This window comes from Bradyrhizobium diazoefficiens (assembly GCF_016616235.1).
In the GTDB taxonomy this organism is placed as follows: domain Bacteria; phylum Pseudomonadota; class Alphaproteobacteria; order Rhizobiales; family Xanthobacteraceae; genus Bradyrhizobium; species Bradyrhizobium diazoefficiens_H.
The window spans coordinates 3,331,588-3,348,917 of the sequence record NZ_CP067100.1; the positions used below are offsets into that span (position 1 = coordinate 3,331,588).

Annotated in this window: 13 protein-coding genes; 8 read left to right on the plus strand and 5 right to left on the minus strand. The window is 64.7% G+C overall.

The annotated features are described in order from the left end of the window. The first annotated feature begins 153 nt into the window (after nucleotides 1-153). On the plus strand, nucleotides 154-1,221 hold the full coding sequence (locus JJB99_RS15745; protein ID WP_200499602.1) for a hypothetical protein: 1,068 nt from the start codon (nucleotides 154-156) through the stop codon (nucleotides 1,219-1,221). 154 nt (nucleotides 1,222-1,375) lie between these two features. Here JJB99_RS15745 and JJB99_RS15750 read toward each other — a convergent pair whose 3' ends face one another. Then, nucleotides 1,376-2,269: a LysR family transcriptional regulator gene (locus JJB99_RS15750; protein WP_200499603.1), complete on the minus strand. Its 894-nt coding sequence runs from the start codon at nucleotides 2,267-2,269 to the stop codon at nucleotides 1,376-1,378. A gap of 99 nt (nucleotides 2,270-2,368) precedes the next feature. Here JJB99_RS15750 and JJB99_RS15755 point away from each other — a divergent pair, with 99 nt between their 5' ends. From JJB99_RS15755 to JJB99_RS15765, 3 genes are all read left to right on the plus strand, one after another. Beyond that, nucleotides 2,369-3,352: an aldo/keto reductase gene (locus JJB99_RS15755; RefSeq protein WP_200499604.1), complete on the plus strand. Its 984-nt coding sequence runs from the start codon at nucleotides 2,369-2,371 to the stop codon at nucleotides 3,350-3,352. A gap of 292 nt (nucleotides 3,353-3,644) precedes the next feature. After that, nucleotides 3,645-3,839, plus strand: a complete 195-nt coding sequence (locus tag JJB99_RS15760) for a hypothetical protein (RefSeq protein WP_200499605.1) — start codon at nucleotides 3,645-3,647, stop codon at nucleotides 3,837-3,839. A gap of 846 nt (nucleotides 3,840-4,685) precedes the next feature. Continuing rightward, nucleotides 4,686-7,148, plus strand: coding sequence for a putative bifunctional diguanylate cyclase/phosphodiesterase (locus JJB99_RS15765; RefSeq protein WP_200499606.1), 2,463 nt, complete (start codon nucleotides 4,686-4,688; stop codon nucleotides 7,146-7,148). Here the strand turns inward: JJB99_RS15765 and JJB99_RS15770 are convergent. The 3 genes from JJB99_RS15770 to thrS all read right to left on the minus strand — a co-directional run bounded on the left by JJB99_RS15770 (nucleotide 7,134) and on the right by thrS (nucleotide 11,171). Beyond that, complete coding sequence (locus JJB99_RS15770; protein ID WP_200499607.1) at nucleotides 7,134-8,405, minus strand: serine hydrolase domain-containing protein; 1,272 nt, start codon at nucleotides 8,403-8,405, stop codon at nucleotides 7,134-7,136. The genes JJB99_RS15765 and JJB99_RS15770 overlap by 15 nt on opposite strands. Before the next feature lie 66 nt (nucleotides 8,406-8,471). Further along, complete coding sequence (locus JJB99_RS15775) at nucleotides 8,472-9,035, minus strand: nitroreductase family protein (RefSeq protein ID WP_200499608.1); 564 nt, start codon at nucleotides 9,033-9,035, stop codon at nucleotides 8,472-8,474. Nucleotides 9,036-9,128: 93 nt separating this feature from the next. Then, nucleotides 9,129-11,171, minus strand: coding sequence for a threonine--tRNA ligase (gene thrS / locus JJB99_RS15780; protein ID WP_200499609.1), 2,043 nt, complete (start codon nucleotides 11,169-11,171; stop codon nucleotides 9,129-9,131). 186 nt (nucleotides 11,172-11,357) lie between these two features. Between thrS and JJB99_RS15785 the strand changes: the two genes are divergently transcribed. Both JJB99_RS15785 and JJB99_RS15790 read left to right on the plus strand, forming a co-directional pair. Next, nucleotides 11,358-12,533 (plus strand): MFS transporter, encoded by a 1,176-nt coding sequence (locus JJB99_RS15785; protein ID WP_200499610.1) that lies wholly within the window; start codon nucleotides 11,358-11,360, stop codon nucleotides 12,531-12,533. A gap of 92 nt (nucleotides 12,534-12,625) precedes the next feature. Next, on the plus strand, nucleotides 12,626-13,015 hold the full coding sequence (locus JJB99_RS15790; RefSeq protein WP_200499611.1) for a hypothetical protein: 390 nt from the start codon (nucleotides 12,626-12,628) through the stop codon (nucleotides 13,013-13,015). Between the two features lie 31 nt (nucleotides 13,016-13,046). On the opposite strand, the gene JJB99_RS15795 is transcribed toward JJB99_RS15790, so the two are convergent. After that, entirely contained in the window at nucleotides 13,047-14,384 is a 1,338-nt protein-coding gene (locus JJB99_RS15795; RefSeq protein WP_200499612.1) for an alpha/beta hydrolase, read from the minus strand. A 337-nt stretch (nucleotides 14,385-14,721) separates the two neighbouring features. On the opposite strand from JJB99_RS15795, the gene JJB99_RS15800 reads away from it, so the two are divergent. Then, nucleotides 14,722-16,089: an APC family permease gene (locus JJB99_RS15800; RefSeq protein WP_200499613.1), complete on the plus strand. Its 1,368-nt coding sequence runs from the start codon at nucleotides 14,722-14,724 to the stop codon at nucleotides 16,087-16,089. A 2-nt stretch (nucleotides 16,090-16,091) separates the two neighbouring features. Next, nucleotides 16,092-17,306, plus strand: coding sequence for a hypothetical protein (locus tag JJB99_RS15805; RefSeq protein ID WP_200499614.1), 1,215 nt, complete (start codon nucleotides 16,092-16,094; stop codon nucleotides 17,304-17,306). Nucleotides 17,307-17,330: the final 24 nt, after the last annotated feature.

Here is a 17,330-nt window from a genome sequence, read left to right on the forward strand (position 1 = left end):
CGGGAAGCAGGGGGGCAGGAGTGTGGCGAAGGCCACCTGCCTCTCTTCTAATCACGCAGGCGTCAACAAGGTTCCAAAGTCCGTATTTCCCAGGCTTTCCAAGGCTTGAACCAAGGCTTGAATTTGCCGCGTTTTCGGTGAAAAGCAGGTGACATGACACGCGGGGGTGACGGCATCATCGGATGGCGGCGCAGCGGCAGGCTGCTGCCGGCGCTGATCGTTGCCGTGTGCCTCGCGATTTCGGGCCAGAACACAGCGCAGGCGCAGCTTTTCTCCGACCGGCCACCCCCGGTGCCCCCGGCATCGGTGCCCGACCCCGGCAACGCCATCCAGCTGGCACCCTCCGGACAGGCCGCCGGACCCCCGAGCCTGCCGCCGACCCTGACCCAGCCGGTGACGCCCAGCATGCCGCCCGCAGTCGCGACCGTGCCGCCGCCCGCGCCGCTCAACGCGGCCGTGCCCGGCCAGGGCGTGCTGTCGCTGACCGCGAAATACGGCAAGGACTCAGCCGCGATCACCAGCGGCCTGGTCTGGCGCGTGTTTGCCGATCGTCCTGACGAGAACGGCACCTTCAAGCTGATCAAGGAGGATCGGAACGCGACGCCCAACATCGTGCTGCCACCCGGCAATTACGTCGTGCACGTCGCCTTCGGTCTCGTCAGCGCGGTGCGCACCGTCAGCCTGAAGACGGAGACCGACCGCGAATCTTTCGTGCTGCCCGCCGGGGGCCTGCGCATCGAAGGCCGCGTCGGCACCAGCCGCATTCCGCAGAACCAGATCTCGTTCGCGATCTACAAGGGCAGCCAGTTCGAATCCGGCGAGCGCGCCTCGCTGGTGCCGAACGTCGCCGCCGGCGACGTCGTGCTGCTGCCGGAGGGCACCTATTACATCATCTCCAACTATGGCGACGCCAATTCGGTGGTGCGCTCGGACATCCGCGTCCAGGCCGGCAAGCTCACTGACGTCACCATCACCCACCGCGCCGCCGTCATCACCCTCAAGCTCGTCAGCGACCGCGGCGGCGAGGCGCTCGCCAACACCGCCTGGTCGGTGCTGACCCCCGGCGGCGACGTCATCAAGGAATCGATCGGCGCCTTCCCCCGTGTGGTGCTTTCCGAAGGCGAATACCGCGCCATCGCCAAGAACGAGGGTAAGGTCTATGAGCGCGGCTTCAACGTCGTGAACGGCGTCGACGGCGAAGTGGAAGTGGTGGCGCGGTAGTCTCCTGTCCCGGACGCGGTGCGGCGTGCAACGCCGCTCCGCAGAGCCGGGACCCAGGAAGCCCCACATTTATCTGATGGATGGGCCCCGGCTCTGCAGCGCACCGCTAAAGGAGCGCTGCGCTGCGTCCGGGACACGAGAGCAGAGTTCGCCCTCACTTCCGATACCGCAGCGCCTCCACCAGCACGGCAAAGGCCGGCGTCGGCTGCCGACGGCTCGGGTAATACAGGTGATAGCCCGCGAACGGTGCGCACCAGTCGGCGAGCACGTGAATTAGCCGTCCGTTGGCGATCTCCCGCTTGACCAAATCTTCCGGCAGGTAGGCGAGGCCAAGGCCGGCCAGCACCGCATTCATTCGCAACAGGCCGTTGTTGAAGATGAGCTGACCGTCGACGCGCACCTTCATCGCCCGGCCGCGCTTCTCGAACTCCCAGGCATAGATCCCGCCATAGGTCGGCAGGCGGATGTTGATGCAATTGTGTTCGGTGAGATCGTGCGGCCGTTTCGGCTTCGGCCGCGCGGCGAAGTAAGCAGGCGCGCCGACGACGGCCATGCGCATCTCCGGCCCGATCCGCACCGCGATCATGTCCTTGGCAACCTGCTCACCGAGACGCACGCCGGCGTCGTAGCGCTCGGCGACGATGTCGGTCAGTCCGTTGTCGAGGACGAGCTCGATCTTGACGTCGGGATAACGCGGCATCAGCCTTGCGAGCGTAGGCCAGAGGATTGTCTGCGCTGCGTGCTCACCGGTGGTGATGCGGAGGGTGCCGGACGGTGTGGCGCGCAGCGCGGTCAGCGCCGACAGCTCCGCCTCGATCTCGTCGAAGCGCGGCGCGACATTGCGCAACAGCCGCTCGCCGGCCTCCGTCGGCGCGACGCTGCGGGTCGTGCGGGCGAGAAGCCGCAATCCGAGCCGTTCCTCGAGCGCGCGCACCGTATGGCTGAGCGCGGATTGGGATACGCCGAGTTGCGCGGCGGCGCGGGTAAAGCTGCGCTCGCGAGCGACCGCGAAAAAGGCGAGGAGGTCGTTGACATCGGCGCGGGGCATTCATGAATCCAGATCATGAGTTCATGTGGGTTTTATCACCTAATCCCGGGCGGGCGCGCGACCTAAATTGCAGCTGAGTTGATTTCAAGGAGAGATGCAATGCAAACACGTCAACTGGGCAAGAGTGGCCTCGAGGTCTCGGCACTCGGCCTCGGCTGCATGGGATTGAGCTACGGCTACGGCCCCGCGACCGCGACATCGCAGGCGATCGCGCTGATCAGAACCGCCTTCGAGCGCGGCGTGACTCTCTTCGACACTGCCGAGGCCTATGGGCCATTCGTCAACGAGGAGCTTCTCGGCGAAGCACTGGCGCCATTTCGGAACAAGGTGGTGATTGCTACCAAATTCGGCTTCAAGGGCGGCAAGGTCGAAGCGGGGCTCGACAGCACCCCCGCCAACGTCAAGGCGGTGGCGGAGGCCGCACTGAAACGGCTGAAGACGGACCGCATCGATTTGTTCTACCAGCACCGGGTCGATCCCGAAGTGCCGGTCGAGGACACTGCCGGCGCGGTGAAGGAGTTGATCCGCGACGGCAAGGTCCTGCATTTCGGCATGTCGGAGGCGAGCGCGCAGAGTATCCGTCGAGCGCATGCGGTACAGCCGGTTGCCGCATTGCAAAGTGAATATTCGCTGTGGTGGCGCGAGCCGGAGCAGGAAATTTTGCCGACGCTCGAGGAACTCGGCATCGGCTTCGTTCCCTTCAGTCCGCTCGGCAAGGGGTTTTTGACCGGCGCGATCAACGAGAGCACGACGTTCGACAGCGGCGATTTCCGCAATATCGTCCCGCGCTTCTCATCCAGCGCACGAAAGGCCAATCAGACGCTGATCGGTCTGCTCGGCGAGATCGCGGCCGCGAAGAAGGTGACGCCGGCGCAGATCGCGCTGGCCTGGTTGCTCGCGCAAAGGCCGTGGATCGTGCCGATTCCCGGCACCACCAAGCTGCACCGGCTCGAAGAGAATCTCGGCGCAGCTGCGGTGACGCTGTCGCAAGCGGACCTCACGGCCATTGCAGAGGTGCTGGCCAAGGTCGAGGTGCAGGGCGACCGGTATCCCGCGCATCTCCAGGCGCGAGTCGGACGTTAGATGCTGTGATGGGAGGCCGGTGAGCATTCGCTCACCGGCCTCCGCCTCCAGTGCTCCAGCTCTGTCGGCGCTAGCAGCAGCGCGGCGAGAGGTTGAGTGACACCGGCAGCATCAGGTTATTCCATAAGCGCGTCGCCACTTCGTCACAGCCGGTGCAAGATAGGTATCTCGACAAATCAATTTCATTCTCTTTCCGTCTTGCTAAGCTATATGTCGGGCATCGGTCCAAGGGGGAAGTCGGGCAGCCTTGCCTGCGGGACCGGCACGGAAGCAGGGGACCAAGCCCGTCGGCATGTTCGAAGTGATCCTTACCAAGCGCAAACGGTTTGGCTGGCGGTGGCAGGTGTGTGACCAGTCCGGCAAGGTATTTGCCGACGGTTTCGAGCGCACCCGGCCGTCCGCCAAATATCAAGGTGAGCGCGCATTGTTCTTCCTGTTGTCCCAAGCCTATCTGCGCAACCGCTCCGCGGCGTCAAGCGAGGAGTAGCCTCACACGTAGCGCCGGGCTACGTCCGAAGCCGTTCGCTAGCCCGGATTGCGCTGCGTTCCATGCGGGCTACGAGAGCTTGCGTTGCCCGTCGGGCAAAACACGCAAGCCGTAGGGCAATCCGCGTGGCCAAAAATATTCCACTTTACCGAAATTCGGAAATGACGTATGTGTCGGCGCAACCCGGCCCAAGGAAAAGGGGCGTATCGCGATCGTCACGAACGCGGGCCGGGCGGCGGTGGACGCAGGTGACATCGGCGCGGAATGGTTTCGCAGGGCGGGCAACCGTGAGCGAAAGGCCTCGCGCGCACGACCGGTGTGATCGGCGTACGGCAAAATCGTGTGGTCCTGGCGCCCGGGGTCTGTGCGCCAAGTGTTGCGGTGATGTGCCGGCCCGACCGGGTCCGTGCATCGCTCATCCGCAACGCGACGGGGGCAATAGTGCATCGCTCCCCGGGGAGAGCACGACATAAGCCGTAAAACCACTGCGCAGGGAAGGCCGGTTGTTTTGGCTTCACCTGTATGCCGCTGTGCAAATTCTTTGTTGCCACCTCGCACAGTGGACCGTGGGTGCCCGGCCGGCACCCGGTCTTCCCTGCGCCCTCTTTCAATTGAGGGTGAGGCATCGAGGCAAAGCTCGGGCGAGCAAGCCGCGAGGACGCGAACCTGTGTCTGCAGGTCCACGCATCGCATTTCAAGCAACCGTCATAGTGTCTAACGCCCACTAACCAACGTCTGACTTAAAACTGTCATAATCGCTAAATTGGAACTCGCTTCTGCGTCCTTTTACACGCCATTAAGCCGGCCGGCATTTGGATGCGCGGGGAATGTGCGTTGGGGACTGCAATGAGTGCCGCGAAGAAAGCGTCGGGAAAACCGGCCACCGAAATGTTTGACGACATCCCGGTTCTTCAACGCAAATGGCGTGCCGCGTTGAAACCGGGAGACCGGCTGCCGCGCTATGAGGACGTGATGCTCGGCAGCCTCGGACGGCTTGCCGACCATATCGCGCTATTGAAGAACGACGGTGCGCTCGAGCTGTCGCGCAGCGGACGCTATGTGCAGAAATGGCTCGGCGAGGAGCGCTGGGACATTCCGGTCGCCGAGCTCCCGCCCGATTGCGCCACGGCGCTGTCGGAAGCGGTGGCGAGCGCGGTCCAGAATGGCCGGCCGCACCACGCGAGCGCGCATTGCGTGCGCGACGGCATGGTCCGGACCTACGACGTGCTGGCGCTGCCGACGTCCTCGCGCTGGGGCGCGACGCTGGTCGGCGCCTATGTCAACGAGCGCGGCGCCCAATACAATCTGCTCGATGCGATCTTCTCCTCGACCGACGACGCGGTGGTCTCGCTGGCGACGTTGCGCGATGCCGAGGGCAAGCCGTTCGATCTCCAGGTCGTGCATCACAACAAGAGCGCGGCGGCGCTGCTGAACGCCGCGAAGGGAAGCCTGTTGTGGCGCCGGATCGGCGAGGGCAGCACGCTGCTGGCCTCGTCCGAGGTCATGGAATTCCTGCTCAAGGCCGTCGCGGGCGGCCGCGGCGAGCAGCTCGAGATCGAGAGCGATGGCCGGTATCTGCGCCTGAGCGCCACCGCCTTCGCCGACGTGGTCTCGCTGACGATTTCCGACGTCACCGCCCTGAAGCGCCGCGACGCGTCGTTCCGCCTGCTATTCGACAACAACCCGATGCCGATGTGGGTGTTCGACGCCGAGAGCAAGCAGTTCCTCAGCGTCAACGACGCCGCGGTCCAGCATTACGGCTACAGCCGCGCCACCTTCCTGCGCATGAAGCTGCACGAGATCTGGCCGCAGGACGAGTGGGACAGTCACGCCGAGGCGCTCGAACGCGTCGGCGACACCTATCATTCCTCACGCAACTGGCGGCATCTTCGCGCCGACGGCAGCGAGATCGAGGTGCTCACCTTCGGCCGCCGCGTCGCCTTCGACGACCGCGACGGCTACCTGGTCGCGGTGGTCGACATCACCGAGCGGCGCAAGGCCGAGGCGCGGATCGCCCACATGGCGCACCATGACGGGCTCACCGACCTGCCCAACCGCGAATATTTCCAGGAACGGTTGAAGCAGGCGCTCGACCAGGCCTCGGGAAAACGCGTCGGCGTGCTCTATATCGATCTCGACCTGTTCAAGAACATCAACGATTCCTTCGGACATCCGTCGGGCGACCGCCTGCTCAAGGAGGTTGCCGAACGTCTCACCACGGCCGTCCGCGGCGCCAATCTCGCGGCACGGCTCGGCGGCGACGAATTCGCAGTGATCCTGGCGGCCGACGTTTCGCCGAACGAGGCCAGCGCCTGCGCGACCTTGCTGATCGACATGCTGCGCGCGCCCTATGAGATCGATGGCCAGGAGATGGTGATCGGTGCCAGCATCGGCATCGCGCTGTCGCCGGGCGACGGCACGACGTCGGAAGAATTGATGCGCAATGCCGACATGGCGCTGTATCGCGCCAAGTCGGAGGGCGGCGGCGTACACCATTTCTTCGAGCGCGAGATGGACCTCCAGGCGCAGAAGCGCCGCAACATGGAGCTCGATCTGCGCCGAGCCTTTGCCAATGGCGAATTCGAGCTGCACTACCAGCCGCTGGTGTCGATCGCCTCCGACCGCATCTCCGGGTTCGAGTCGCTGCTGCGCTGGCGTCATCCCGACAAGGGCATGATCTCGCCGGCGGAGTTCATCCCGGTCGCGGAAGACATCGGCCTGATCTCGCAATTGGGGGAATGGGTGCTGCGCGAAGCCTGTGCGGAGGCGGTGAAATGGCCTTCCGACATCAAGGTCGCGGTGAACCTGTCGCCGGCGCAATTCCGCAGCCGCAACCTGGTTCAGGTCGTGATCTCGGCGCTGGCACAATCCGGCCTGTCGCCGAAGCGGCTCGAGCTCGAGATCACCGAGTCGATCTTCCTCGCCGAGACCGATGCCAATCTCGCGATCCTGCACCAGTTGCGCGAGCTCGGCGTCAGCATCTCCATGGATGATTTCGGCACCGGCTATTCCAGCCTCAGCTATCTCCGCAGCTTCCCCTTCGACAAGATCAAGATCGACCGATCGTTCGTGAAGGATCTCGCACAGCGGCCCGATTGCGTCGCGATCGTGCGCGCGATCTCCGGGCTCGGCCGCAGCCTCAACATCACCACGACCGCGGAAGGCGTCGAGACCGAGGACCAGCTCGACTGGCTCCGCGCCGAAGGCTGCAACGAGGTGCAGGGCTTTCTGTTCAGCGCGGCGCGGCCTGCCGCGGAGATCGCAAAACTGCTCGCCGATTTCGGCCAGCGCGCCTCACGGGCGGCGTAGCGCCTCCGGATAGCAGTCATAGACCAGCGCCTTGAACGCAGGCGTGATGCGGCTGCGCTCGTTCTGGGTCTGCTGCATCATCAGGTAGACCATGTCGAGCTTGGGATCGACGCCGAAATAGGTGCCGCTGCCTGAGTCCCATTTCAGCTCGCCGAGCGAGCCTGGCGGCGGAGGTTTTGCATTGCCGGGATCGGTGCGCACGGCAAGGCCGTAGCCATAGCCGAAGCCGTCGCCTGGAAAATAGAAATAGTCGCGTCCGACGCCGGAACCGGGCCCGACGTGATCGGTCGTCATCGCTTTGAAAGCCGCAGGGCTCAGATAACGCTTGCCCTCGAACTCGCCGCCGTTGAGCAACATCTGCGCAAAGCGCTGATAGTCGGTGATGGTCGACAGCAGCCCGCCGCCGCCGGACTGCCATTCGGGATGATCGAGCCGGTCGCGCTCGCCGGCGAGCAGGATGAAATCGTTCGGCAGCGGCCGCGCCATGCGCGCCAATTCGCCTTCCGTCGCCAGTGCGAATTTGGTGCTGGTCATGCCGAGCGGATCGAAGATGCGCTGCTTCAAGAATTCGTACAGCGTCTGGCCAGAGATGATCTCGATGACGGCGCCGAGCACGTCGGTGGAGTGGCCGTAGCGCCACAGCGTGCCCGGCTGGCGCGCCAGCGGCAGCCTGGCGATGCGGTCGGCGAATTCCCTGTTGTTGAATTGACCCTCGAAGATGTTGGCGGCCTTGTAGGCCTGCTCGACCCATTTGCCGCCGATATAGTCGTAGCTGATGCCGGAGGTGTGCCGCAGCAGATCCTCGATGTTGACGGGACGGACCGGCGGCACCAGGTCGAGCTTCAGCTTGCCGTCCGGCTCGGTGACCTCGATGCCCACCTTGGTGTCGGCAAAGAGGGGGACGTATTTCGCAACGGGATCGGTGAGGGCGAGCTTGCCCTCGTCGATCAGCATCATCGCGCCGAGGCACGTGATCGGCTTGGTCATGGAGTGGATGGCGAAGATCGTGTCCGGCGTCATCGCAAGCCCGGTCCTGGTGTCGCGCACGCCGAAGGTCTTGAGGTACACCGGCTTGCCGTGCTGCTGCACCAGGATCACGGCGCCCGCCAGCCGCCCGCTCGTCACCTCGTTGTTGAAATAGTCGGTGATACGGTCGAGCCCCGCGGGCGAGGGAGCCGGGATGTCGGCGGCGGCGCGGCCTCGCGCCGTCGTGCCGGCCAGCAGCGCGGCCCCGACCAGAAATTCACGGCGTTTCATCCGGGCCTCCTCCGTCGCGGGAGGGATCAAAGCCGCAAGACTTCGAAGCCGTCAACAAGCCTTCGATTAAAATCGCGTCACGATTTCCGAAAGGAACGGTCGCGGACGATCCTCCGTCGGCCTGGTCGGCGTGCCGATATGGATGAACCCGGCGAGCTTTTCGTCCGGCTTGAGGCCGAGTCCGTCGAGCACGTCGCGGTCGAACGCGAACCAGCCGGTCAGCCAGCACGCGCCGTAGCCGAGTGCGGTCGCGGCCGTGACGATGTTCATGGCGCTCGCGCCCGCCGACAATTCCTGCTCGAACGCGGGCACCTTCGGATGTGGCCTGGTGAAGCTGACGATGCCGATCACCAGCGGCGCATCCATGAGACGCTTGCGCTCCATCTCGACGTCGGCTGCGGGCGCGCCGGGATTCTTGCGGGCAAAGACCTTCGCGATCACCTCGCCGGCGCGCTGGCGCGCGTCGCCCTCGAAAATGATGAAGCGCCAGGGCGCGAGCTTGCCGTGGTCGGGCACGCGCGCGCCGATCGTGAGGATGGTTTCGAGCTCGGCCGCCGAAGGGCCGGGGCCGGTCATCTCGCGCGGCTTGACCGAGCGGCGGGTCTTCAGGAGTTCGATGGCGTCAGGCACTGCGATATCCTCTTCGGCTGGTCGTCGGGCGTGCCATGCCGAGATAGGCATGCACGCCCGCAACCGAAAGCGAGTTTAGATCGATTTCAGAGATCAGGCCGCCTCGCGCGCCCGCCGGATATCCGGCGGAGTGGCCTCGTCGACGAGGGCGGCGATCGCCTCCGCCGTCGTCATCACCTTCTGGCCGTCGCTGCCGAGCCGGCGGACCGAGACAGAATGGGTCTCCGCTTCCTTCTTGCCGACCACGAGCAGGGCCGGAATCTTGGCCAGCGAGTGCTCGCGGACCTTGTAGTTGATCTTCTCGTTGCGCAGGTCGACCTCGACCCGCAGACCCGCGCGCCGCGCCTGTTCGAGGACCTGCTTAGCGTACTCATCGCCTTCCGAGGTGATGGTGGTGACCACCGCCTGCACCGGCGAGAGCCAGAGCGGGAAGTTGCCGGCATAGTGCTCGATCAGGATGCCGATGTAGCGTTCCATCGAGCCGCAGATCGCGCGGTGCACCATGACGGGCGGTTTCTTGCCGCCGTCATGGTCGATGTAGAACGCGCCGAACCGCTCCGGCAGGTTGAAGTCGACCTGCGTGGTGCCGCACTGCCAGTCGCGGCCGATGGCGTCGCGCAGCACATATTCGAACTTCGGTCCGTAGAAGGCGCCTTCGCCCGGATTGATCTCGGTCTTGATGTGGTTGTTCTGCGCCTGGATCTGGCTCAGCACGGTCGCCATCACGCGCTCGGCGTGATCCCACATCGCGTCGGTGCCGACCCGTTTCTCCGGCCGCGTCGACAGCTTCACCGTGAGGTCGCCGGTGAAACCGAAGTCCGCGTAGGTCGACAGGATCAGCTCGTTGATCTTGAGGCACTCCTCCGCGAGCTGGTCCTCGGTGCAGAAGATATGGGCGTCGTCCTGGGTGAAGCCGCGCACGCGCATCAATCCGTGCATGGCGCCCGAGGGCTCATAGCGATGCACCACGCCGAACTCGGCGAGGCGGAGCGGCAGGTCGCGGTAGCTCTTCAGGCCGTGCTTGAAGATCTGCACGTGACCCGGGCAGTTCATCGGCTTGAGCGCAAACCAGCGCTTGTCCTCGGCCTCGTCGCCAGCCGACTGCGCCGCGAACATGTTCTCGCGGTACCAGCCCCAATGGCCCGAGGTCTCCCACAGCACCTTGTCGAGGATCTGTGGCGCGTTGACCTCGCTGTAGTCGCCGGCTAGGCGCCGGCGCATATAGGCAATCAGCTGCTGGAAGATGGTCCAGCCCTTCGGATGCCAGAATACGACGCCCGGACCTTCCTCCTGGAAATGGAAGAGGTCGAGCTCGCGCCCGAGTTTGCGATGGTCGCGCTTCTCGGCTTCCTCGATCTGCTTGAGATAGGCGTCGAGGTCCTCCTGCTTGGCGAAGGCGGTGCCGTAGATGCGGGTCAGCATCGGGTTGTTGGAATCGCCGCGCCAATAGGCGCCGGCCACCTTCATCAGCTTGAAGGCGTTGCCGACCTTGCCGGTCGAGGTCATGTGCGGGCCGCGGCACAGATCGAACCAGTCGCCCTGGTAGTAGATCTTGATCGGCTCGTTGCCGGGAATGGCATCGACCAGCTCGACCTTGAAGGCCTCGCCCTTGTCGCGGAACACCTGTTTTGTCTTTTCGCGGTCCCAAACCTCTTTCGTGAAGGGTTTGTCGCGCGCGATGATCTCGCGCATCTTCTTCTCGATTGCGGCAAAGTCTTCCGGCGTGAACGGCTCGTTGCGGAAGAAGTCGTAGTAAAAACCGTTCTCGATCACCGGACCGATGGTGACCTGGGTGCCCGGCCACAGCGTCTGCACGGCTTCGGCGAGCACGTGGGCGCAATCGTGGCGGATCAGTTCGAGCGCGCGCGGGTCGTCGCGGTTGACGAGCTCGATCTTCGCGTCGGCCTCGATGGGATCGCTGAGATCGGCGAGCACGCCGTCGAGCGCCATCGCAACCGTGCGCTTGGCCAGCGACGGCGAGATGCTCTTGGCAATATCGAGCCCGGTGATGCTCTTGTCATATTCGCGCCGGGCGCCATCGGGGAAGGTGAGGGTGACCTTGGGGGCGGGAGTCACGGGCTTCAGATTGCTGAGACTGTATTGGAAGCCGGATTCGGATTTAGGCTGGTCGGACATTGCGTTTCTCCTGAAGCTCACTCCTGCGAACGAGCGCAGGTAAGCGGGAACGAGCGATATATCAGGCGATTCGGCCTGCGCAATCCGGCATTTCCAAGAAAGTGGCGCGCAAAAGCGGGAGCCTTGCACCAACTATTTCGACGGGCGCCCTTTAATCGGTCGCAAGTCTGCTCTACATGCAGCTGCATGGAAAATGCCCCCGCCGCCCGCCGTTTCACGCCCACCGCCCTGATGCTCGGCAATCTCGTCACCGGCTGCTCGGTGCTGGCGCCAGCGGGCATGCTGCCGGAATTGGCGAGCGGGCTCGACGTCAGCATCCACGCGGCCGGGCTGCTGATCACCTTCGGCGCGATCATACTGTGCATCGGCTCGCCGCTGACGGCATGGCTGACCAGCCGCATCGAGCGGCGGACGCTGCTCACCACGACGCTCGCGGTGCTCGCCTTTGGCAATCTCGCCTCGGCCTTTGCGCCCGATTACACCAGCCTCCTCGCCATCCGTCTCGCCATGCTCGCGGTCGGCGCGCTCTACACGCCGCAGGCGGCCGGCACCGCGGCGCTGATCGTGCCGGCGGAGCGGCGTGGCAGCACCATTGCCTATATCTTTCTCGGCTGGTCGCTGGCCGCGGCCGTCGGCCTGCCGCTGATCACCTTCATCGCCAGCCGCTATGGCTGGCGCGCGGCCTATGGCAAGATCGGCGTGCTCGGCTGCGCCAGCTTCGTGCTGTTGTCGATGCGCCTGCCGGCGGGCCTGAAGGGCGTGCCCGTCGATCTGAAGACCTGGAGTGAGGTCGGCCGTAGCAGGACGATCCTGCTTCTGCTTGCGATCACCATGCTGCAAATGTCCGGGCAGTTCGTGGTGTTCACCTTCATGGGGCCGCTGCTGAACAAGCTGACCGAGGCTGGCCCGGATGCGATCGGCATGGTGTTCGGCATCTACGGCGTCTGCGGTTTCCTCGGTGTCGTCTTCGCGACCCGTATCGTCGATACCTGGGGGCCGTACCGCACCTCGGTGCTGTTCACCTGCCTGCTGCTTGCGGGCATCGCGGGCTGGGCCGCCGGTGCGGGCAGCCTCGTGCTGATGGCGGTCGCGGTCGCGATCTGGGGCCTCGGCTTTGCCTCGACCAATTCGATGCAGCAGGTGCGGCTGGTCGCGGCCGCGCCGCCGCTGGCATCGGCGACCGTCGCGCTCAACACCTCGGTCCTCTATATCGGCCAGGCGGTCGGCTCCGCCGTCGGCGGGCTGCTGTTCGCCCGCGAGCTCTTGCATACGCTCGGCTTCGTCGCGGTCGGATTCGTCGTGCTGGCGCTGATCCTGGTGGTCCTGACCCGGCCCCGGCCGGTTGCGGCCGCGGCGGCCTGAATTCCAGCGTCTTCGTATGCGCAAGGTGCTTGGCAAACCGCGCACGGGAGCGCTAGAAGGCCCGTTATGGGGACCAAAGAGAGTTGACTGACATGAGGATGATTCTGGCGGTTGCCGCGGTGCTCTATTCAACCTCCGCATTTGCGCAAGCCGACAAGCCACCGATGGTGGGGGACAAGCCGCTGGTGCAGGTCAAGCCGAAAGGGACCAAAGCGGGGACCAAGGAAGCCGCGGCCAAGCCGGCCGCAGCGCCGAAAGGCAAGCCGCAATCGGTCGCGGTGCGGCTCCAGGCCTGCCTCGACATCGACGATGGCACCAAGGACCGCCTCAACTGCTACGACGCGGTGATTCCGCCGGCGCCGAAGCCCAAGCCGGCCAAGGCCAAGGGCTACGCCGACTGCCGCTTCCTCAAGGAAGAGGACGAGCGGCTGGCCTGCTTCAACGGTTTTGCCGAGAGCATTCCGAAGCTGCCCAAGAGCTAAGCAAGAACTAAGCAGTCGCGCTCAGTCGCGGCTATCGGCTCGAAGGCGATGCGGCGGTGATTGCCACGCGCGTGAGCGCGAGCGACGGCGTCGCCGACATCTTCACCAGGACGTCCTTGAGCGGATATTGCGTCCACGCGCGGTTCACGTAGTCGCGATGGGTGATGCCGTCGCCGGTCTCCACGAACACCACGCTGCCCGGGCGCAAGGGGCCGTCCATGTCCTCGGACACGCTGATGCCCTTCTGCCTGAGCATGCTCATCAGCTCGTGGTCCCGCCGCGCGGTGTAGCGGGTGTAGGAGCTGACGAAGAAGCCGGAGCGGTGGCTCTCGATCCAGGAGGCGAACTTGTCCATCTCGCCGTAGACGGCATCGAGCAGCACGACACCGCGGACGCGGTCGCTGATGCCGCCGACCTCGAGACTCCAGGCCGTCGGCAGGAAACCGCCGCTGTAGCCGACGATGACGATCGGCATGTTGGCGAAGGCCCGCGCGCTGTTGGGATCGCCGGTGAGGCGCGCGAGGTGATTGGCCGATTCCTCCATGAAGCGCTTGAAGCCGCCGGCCTGCCAGAACTTTCCGGCGCTGGAATCGGCGGCATCGACCGCCATCTGCGGCGCGAGTAGGATCGCATTGGCGCCGGAATCGGTGATCTGCTGCGGCACGAGCTGGCGGTCGCGTACGTCGCGCTCGAGCGTTGCGCCATTGCCGTGGAAGAACACCACGATCACGCCCGGCTTGCGCACGTCGAAATGCTCGGGCACGTGCACCAGCACACGGCTGTCGCTATAGGTCTCGTCCTGCCAGTAGACGCGCCCCGAATAGCTGCGGTGGCCGCGGCGCTCGCCCTTGGAGATGTTGAGGAACGGGGCGTCGGAAGCGGGGTTGTTGCCGAAATACGGGAAGGCCGACGACTTCATGCTGACGAGTGTCGTCAGGTCTTCGCGCGGCGAACGCTGGTACGGCACCTCCGGGGCGAGCGAAGCGACCTTGTAGGGCGCCTGCTCGGGCTGCGGTTGCGGCTGCACGGCGCGGTTGGGCGAGGGGTCCGAGATCTGCCGTTGCAGAAGACTCTCGCTCGCCGAGGGGAAGCGCTCGTTGAACTGCGGGGCAGGGAAGCGATCCTCGAACGTGTCGCCGCTCACGACCTGAGTGCTGGTCCTCGCGCTGGTCTTGGCGACCACCTGGACATTGGCCTGCGAGTTCGCCGCGAGCGCCGCCGGATTGGGCGCCTGGCCGCATTGAACCAGCGCAAGCGAGAGAGGCACCAAGGCTGAGATCAGGCCGACCCGGAGCGCACGACCGTGCCGACCGGAATTGGTCCGGTCGGCACGAATGTCGGCTCTCACGTTCGGAACGGCCCCGACCATCCACCCACGACCCCAAGTCACTTCAAGTCAGCCGGCAAGCTCTCAGGCACAAGCTCTCAGACAAATGAGCCGACTGGCGTTTAGGTAACGTTAAGCGTCCGGAGAAACTTCCCCACTTCCGGAACGCTCAAAAGGACCATGCAATCGTGTCCTGATTGTGGGGGAGGAAAACGGGATTTTCCGGTGTTTGAGCAGGTTTATTGCCCGAGATCATGCAGAAGGGTGCTCAATTACCTATTTTGCCTGCCTCATTTAACCCTTGTTAACCCTGCTTGAATTGACTGACCAAACTGCACGATGCTCCCACGAGGCGCGACGCCTGAGGTTTAGGACCCCGATGACGGCATCAGATGCGGGTACCGCCCCCTGGACTGGCCGGCTGACCGGAAGCGGGTCGGGGGTCTCCGCTCTGGTCGCAACCGCGATCGTCGTTGCCGACATGATCGGGGTCGGCGTCTTCACCAGCCTAGGCTTCCAGGTCAAGGACATCCCCTCGGGCTTCTCGATCCTGCTGCTGTGGACCGTCGGCGGCATTGTGGCGCTGTGCGGTGTGTTCTCCTACAGCGAGTTGGGAGCGATGTTTCCGCGCTCGAGCGGCGAGTACAATTTCCTCGGCCGCGCCTATCATCCCGCCTTCGGCTTTCTTGCCGGCTGGGTCTCGGCGACGGTGGGTTTTGCGGCGCCGGTTGCGCTGGCGGCGATGGCGTTCGGCGAATACGCCAAATCGGTCGCGCCTGATCTGCCGCCGATCCCGCTCGCCATCGGCCTGGTCTGGCTGGTCTCGCTCGTGCAACTGACTGGCGTCCGGCACTCCTCGGCCTTCCAGCTGATCTCGACCATTTTGAAGGTCGTGCTGATCGTCGCCTTCCTCGCGGCCGGCTTCATCATCGGCATGCCGCAGCCGATCGCCTTCACGCCGCAGCCGGGCGATCTCGCGCATATCGTCAGCGCGCCCTTCGCGATCGGCCTCGTCTTCGTGATGTACTCGTTCTCGGGGTGGAATGCCGCGACCTACATCATCGGCGAGATGAACATGCCGCAGCGGGACCTGCCGCGCGCGCTGCTGGCGGGCACGTTGATCGTGCTGGTGCTGTACGTCGCGCTCAATGCGGTCTTCCTCTTCTCCACGCCGGTCAGTGCGCTCGCCGGTCAGATCGACGTGGCCAGCGTCGCCGGCAGCGCGATCTTCGGCAGCTTCGGCGGCCGGATCGTCGGCGCCATGATCTGCTTCGGCCTGATCTCGTCGATCAGCGCGATGATGTGGATCGGCCCGCGCGTGATGATGACGATGGGGGAAGACATCCCGGCGCTGCGCGTGTTCTCGAAGCGATCGGTGAGCGGCGCGCCGGCCTACGCCATCCTGTTTCAGCTTGCCGTCGCCAACCTGCTGCTGTTCACGCGCAGTTTCGAGGCGGTGCTCGACTTCATCCAGTTCGCGCTCTTGTTCTGCTCGTTCTTCACGGTCGCCGGCGTCATCAAGCTGCGCATCACCGATCCCGAGTTGCCGCGGCCCTATCGCGCCTGGGGATACCCGTTCACGCCGCTGGTTTTCCTGCTCGTGACCGGGTTCATGATGTACTACCTTTTGACCGAGCGGCCGCTACAGTCGCTCTCGGGGATGCTCGTCATGCTCTCGGGCCTGTTGATTTATGCTGTTTTCCGCAGGCGGCCGGTTGCCGCTGGCAATACACCACATCGCGAATAGACATGTTTCGTCCCATCAGAATTGCGGCCGTCGCTCTTGCCCTTCTGGCTGCGGCCATCTCGCCGGCGCGCGCCGCCGACGTTACCTTCGACGATACCGCCCGCTTCCTCGCGGGCATGCAACCTTCGGCGGACTCGCCGCTGGTGCCGCTCACCAAGGATCCGGGCTGGCAGCGCCACGCAAGATTCTTCGACGGCGCCTTCGCCCAGCTCGAGCAGCGGCAGCTCTCGAAAATCCGCAGTTGGGCCGACGTCAATCTGGCGGCGCCCAGGCCGACCATGTTCTATTTGTTCAGCGGCCCGGATTTCCTCTACGCCAACGCCTTTTATCCCAAGGCCAGCACCTATGTGCTCGGCGCGCTGGAACCGGTCGGCGCCGTGCCCGATTTGACGCGATTGCCGCGCGGTTCGGTCGGTGCTGCGCTCTACAATGTCGAGCGCTCGCTCGGCTCGATCCTGAGCTTCTCCTTCTTCATCACCAAGCAGATGAAGGTCGACCTGCACGCCAACCAGGTCAACGGCACTTTGCCGATCCTCTATGTCTTCCTGGCGCGCTCCGGCAAGACCATCCGCAACGTCGAGATGGTCGCGCTCGACGACAAGGGCGGGATGCATGCCGGCAACGATAATCCCGGACCGAACGCGACGCGCGGTGTCCGCATCACCTTTGCAGGCCCGGATGGCGAAGCACGCACGCTGTATTATTTCTCGGCCGATCTCTCCAACGCGAGCGCGCGCGCGACGGGCTTCCTGAAGTTTTGCGAGACGCTCGGGCCCGGCAACAGCCTGATCAAGAGCGCATCCTATCTGCTGCACTCCGGCAACTTCACCGTGGCGCGCGACTGGCTGCTCGCCAACAGCGCGACCATCATTCAGGACGATTCCGGCATTCCGCTTGCGAATTACGGCGCCAGGCAATGGCGGTTCTTCCCGTTCGGCCGCTATCTCGGACCGATCAGCGAATTCCCCGGCCGCTACCAGGAGCGCTACGCCGAATTGTTCACGCGCGCCCAGCCGATCGATTTCGGCGTCGGCTATCGCTGGCGCATGCATGAATCGAATTTGCTGCTCGCGGTGAAAGTGCCGGGCAATGAGGCCCTGCCTGCCGCGGAGACCACGTCATCCGCCGAGCCGCTGCCAAGACCGGCGCGCCCGAAGCGGCCGCGTCCGCCCGAGCCTGTCCCGCCGCCGCCCGGACGTTTCTTCTGGTTCCGCTAAAGCATGATCCGGAAAGGTCATGCG

Bases quoted from the DNA above. Each gene is read 5' to 3' on its own strand.
- JJB99_RS15745 (WP_200499602.1), top strand. From the start codon at position 154: ATGACACGCGGGGGTGACGGCATCATCGGATGGCGGCGCAGCGGCAGG.
- JJB99_RS15750 (WP_200499603.1), bottom strand. From the start codon at position 2,269: ATGCCCCGCGCCGATGTCAACGACCTCCTCGCCTTTTTCGCGGTCGCT.
- JJB99_RS15755 (WP_200499604.1), top strand. From the start codon at position 2,369: ATGCAAACACGTCAACTGGGCAAGAGTGGCCTCGAGGTCTCGGCACTC.
- JJB99_RS15760 (WP_200499605.1), top strand. From the start codon at position 3,645: ATGTTCGAAGTGATCCTTACCAAGCGCAAACGGTTTGGCTGGCGGTGG.
- JJB99_RS15765 (WP_200499606.1), top strand. From the start codon at position 4,686: ATGAGTGCCGCGAAGAAAGCGTCGGGAAAACCGGCCACCGAAATGTTT.
- JJB99_RS15770 (WP_200499607.1), bottom strand. From the start codon at position 8,405: ATGAAACGCCGTGAATTTCTGGTCGGGGCCGCGCTGCTGGCCGGCACG.
- thrS (WP_200499609.1), bottom strand. From the start codon at position 11,171: ATGTCCGACCAGCCTAAATCCGAATCCGGCTTCCAATACAGTCTCAGC.
- JJB99_RS15785 (WP_200499610.1), top strand. From the start codon at position 11,358: ATGGAAAATGCCCCCGCCGCCCGCCGTTTCACGCCCACCGCCCTGATG.
- JJB99_RS15790 (WP_200499611.1), top strand. From the start codon at position 12,626: ATGAGGATGATTCTGGCGGTTGCCGCGGTGCTCTATTCAACCTCCGCA.
- JJB99_RS15795 (WP_200499612.1), bottom strand. From the start codon at position 14,384: ATGGTCGGGGCCGTTCCGAACGTGAGAGCCGACATTCGTGCCGACCGG.
- JJB99_RS15800 (WP_200499613.1), top strand. From the start codon at position 14,722: ATGACGGCATCAGATGCGGGTACCGCCCCCTGGACTGGCCGGCTGACC.
- JJB99_RS15805 (WP_200499614.1), top strand. From the start codon at position 16,092: ATGTTTCGTCCCATCAGAATTGCGGCCGTCGCTCTTGCCCTTCTGGCT.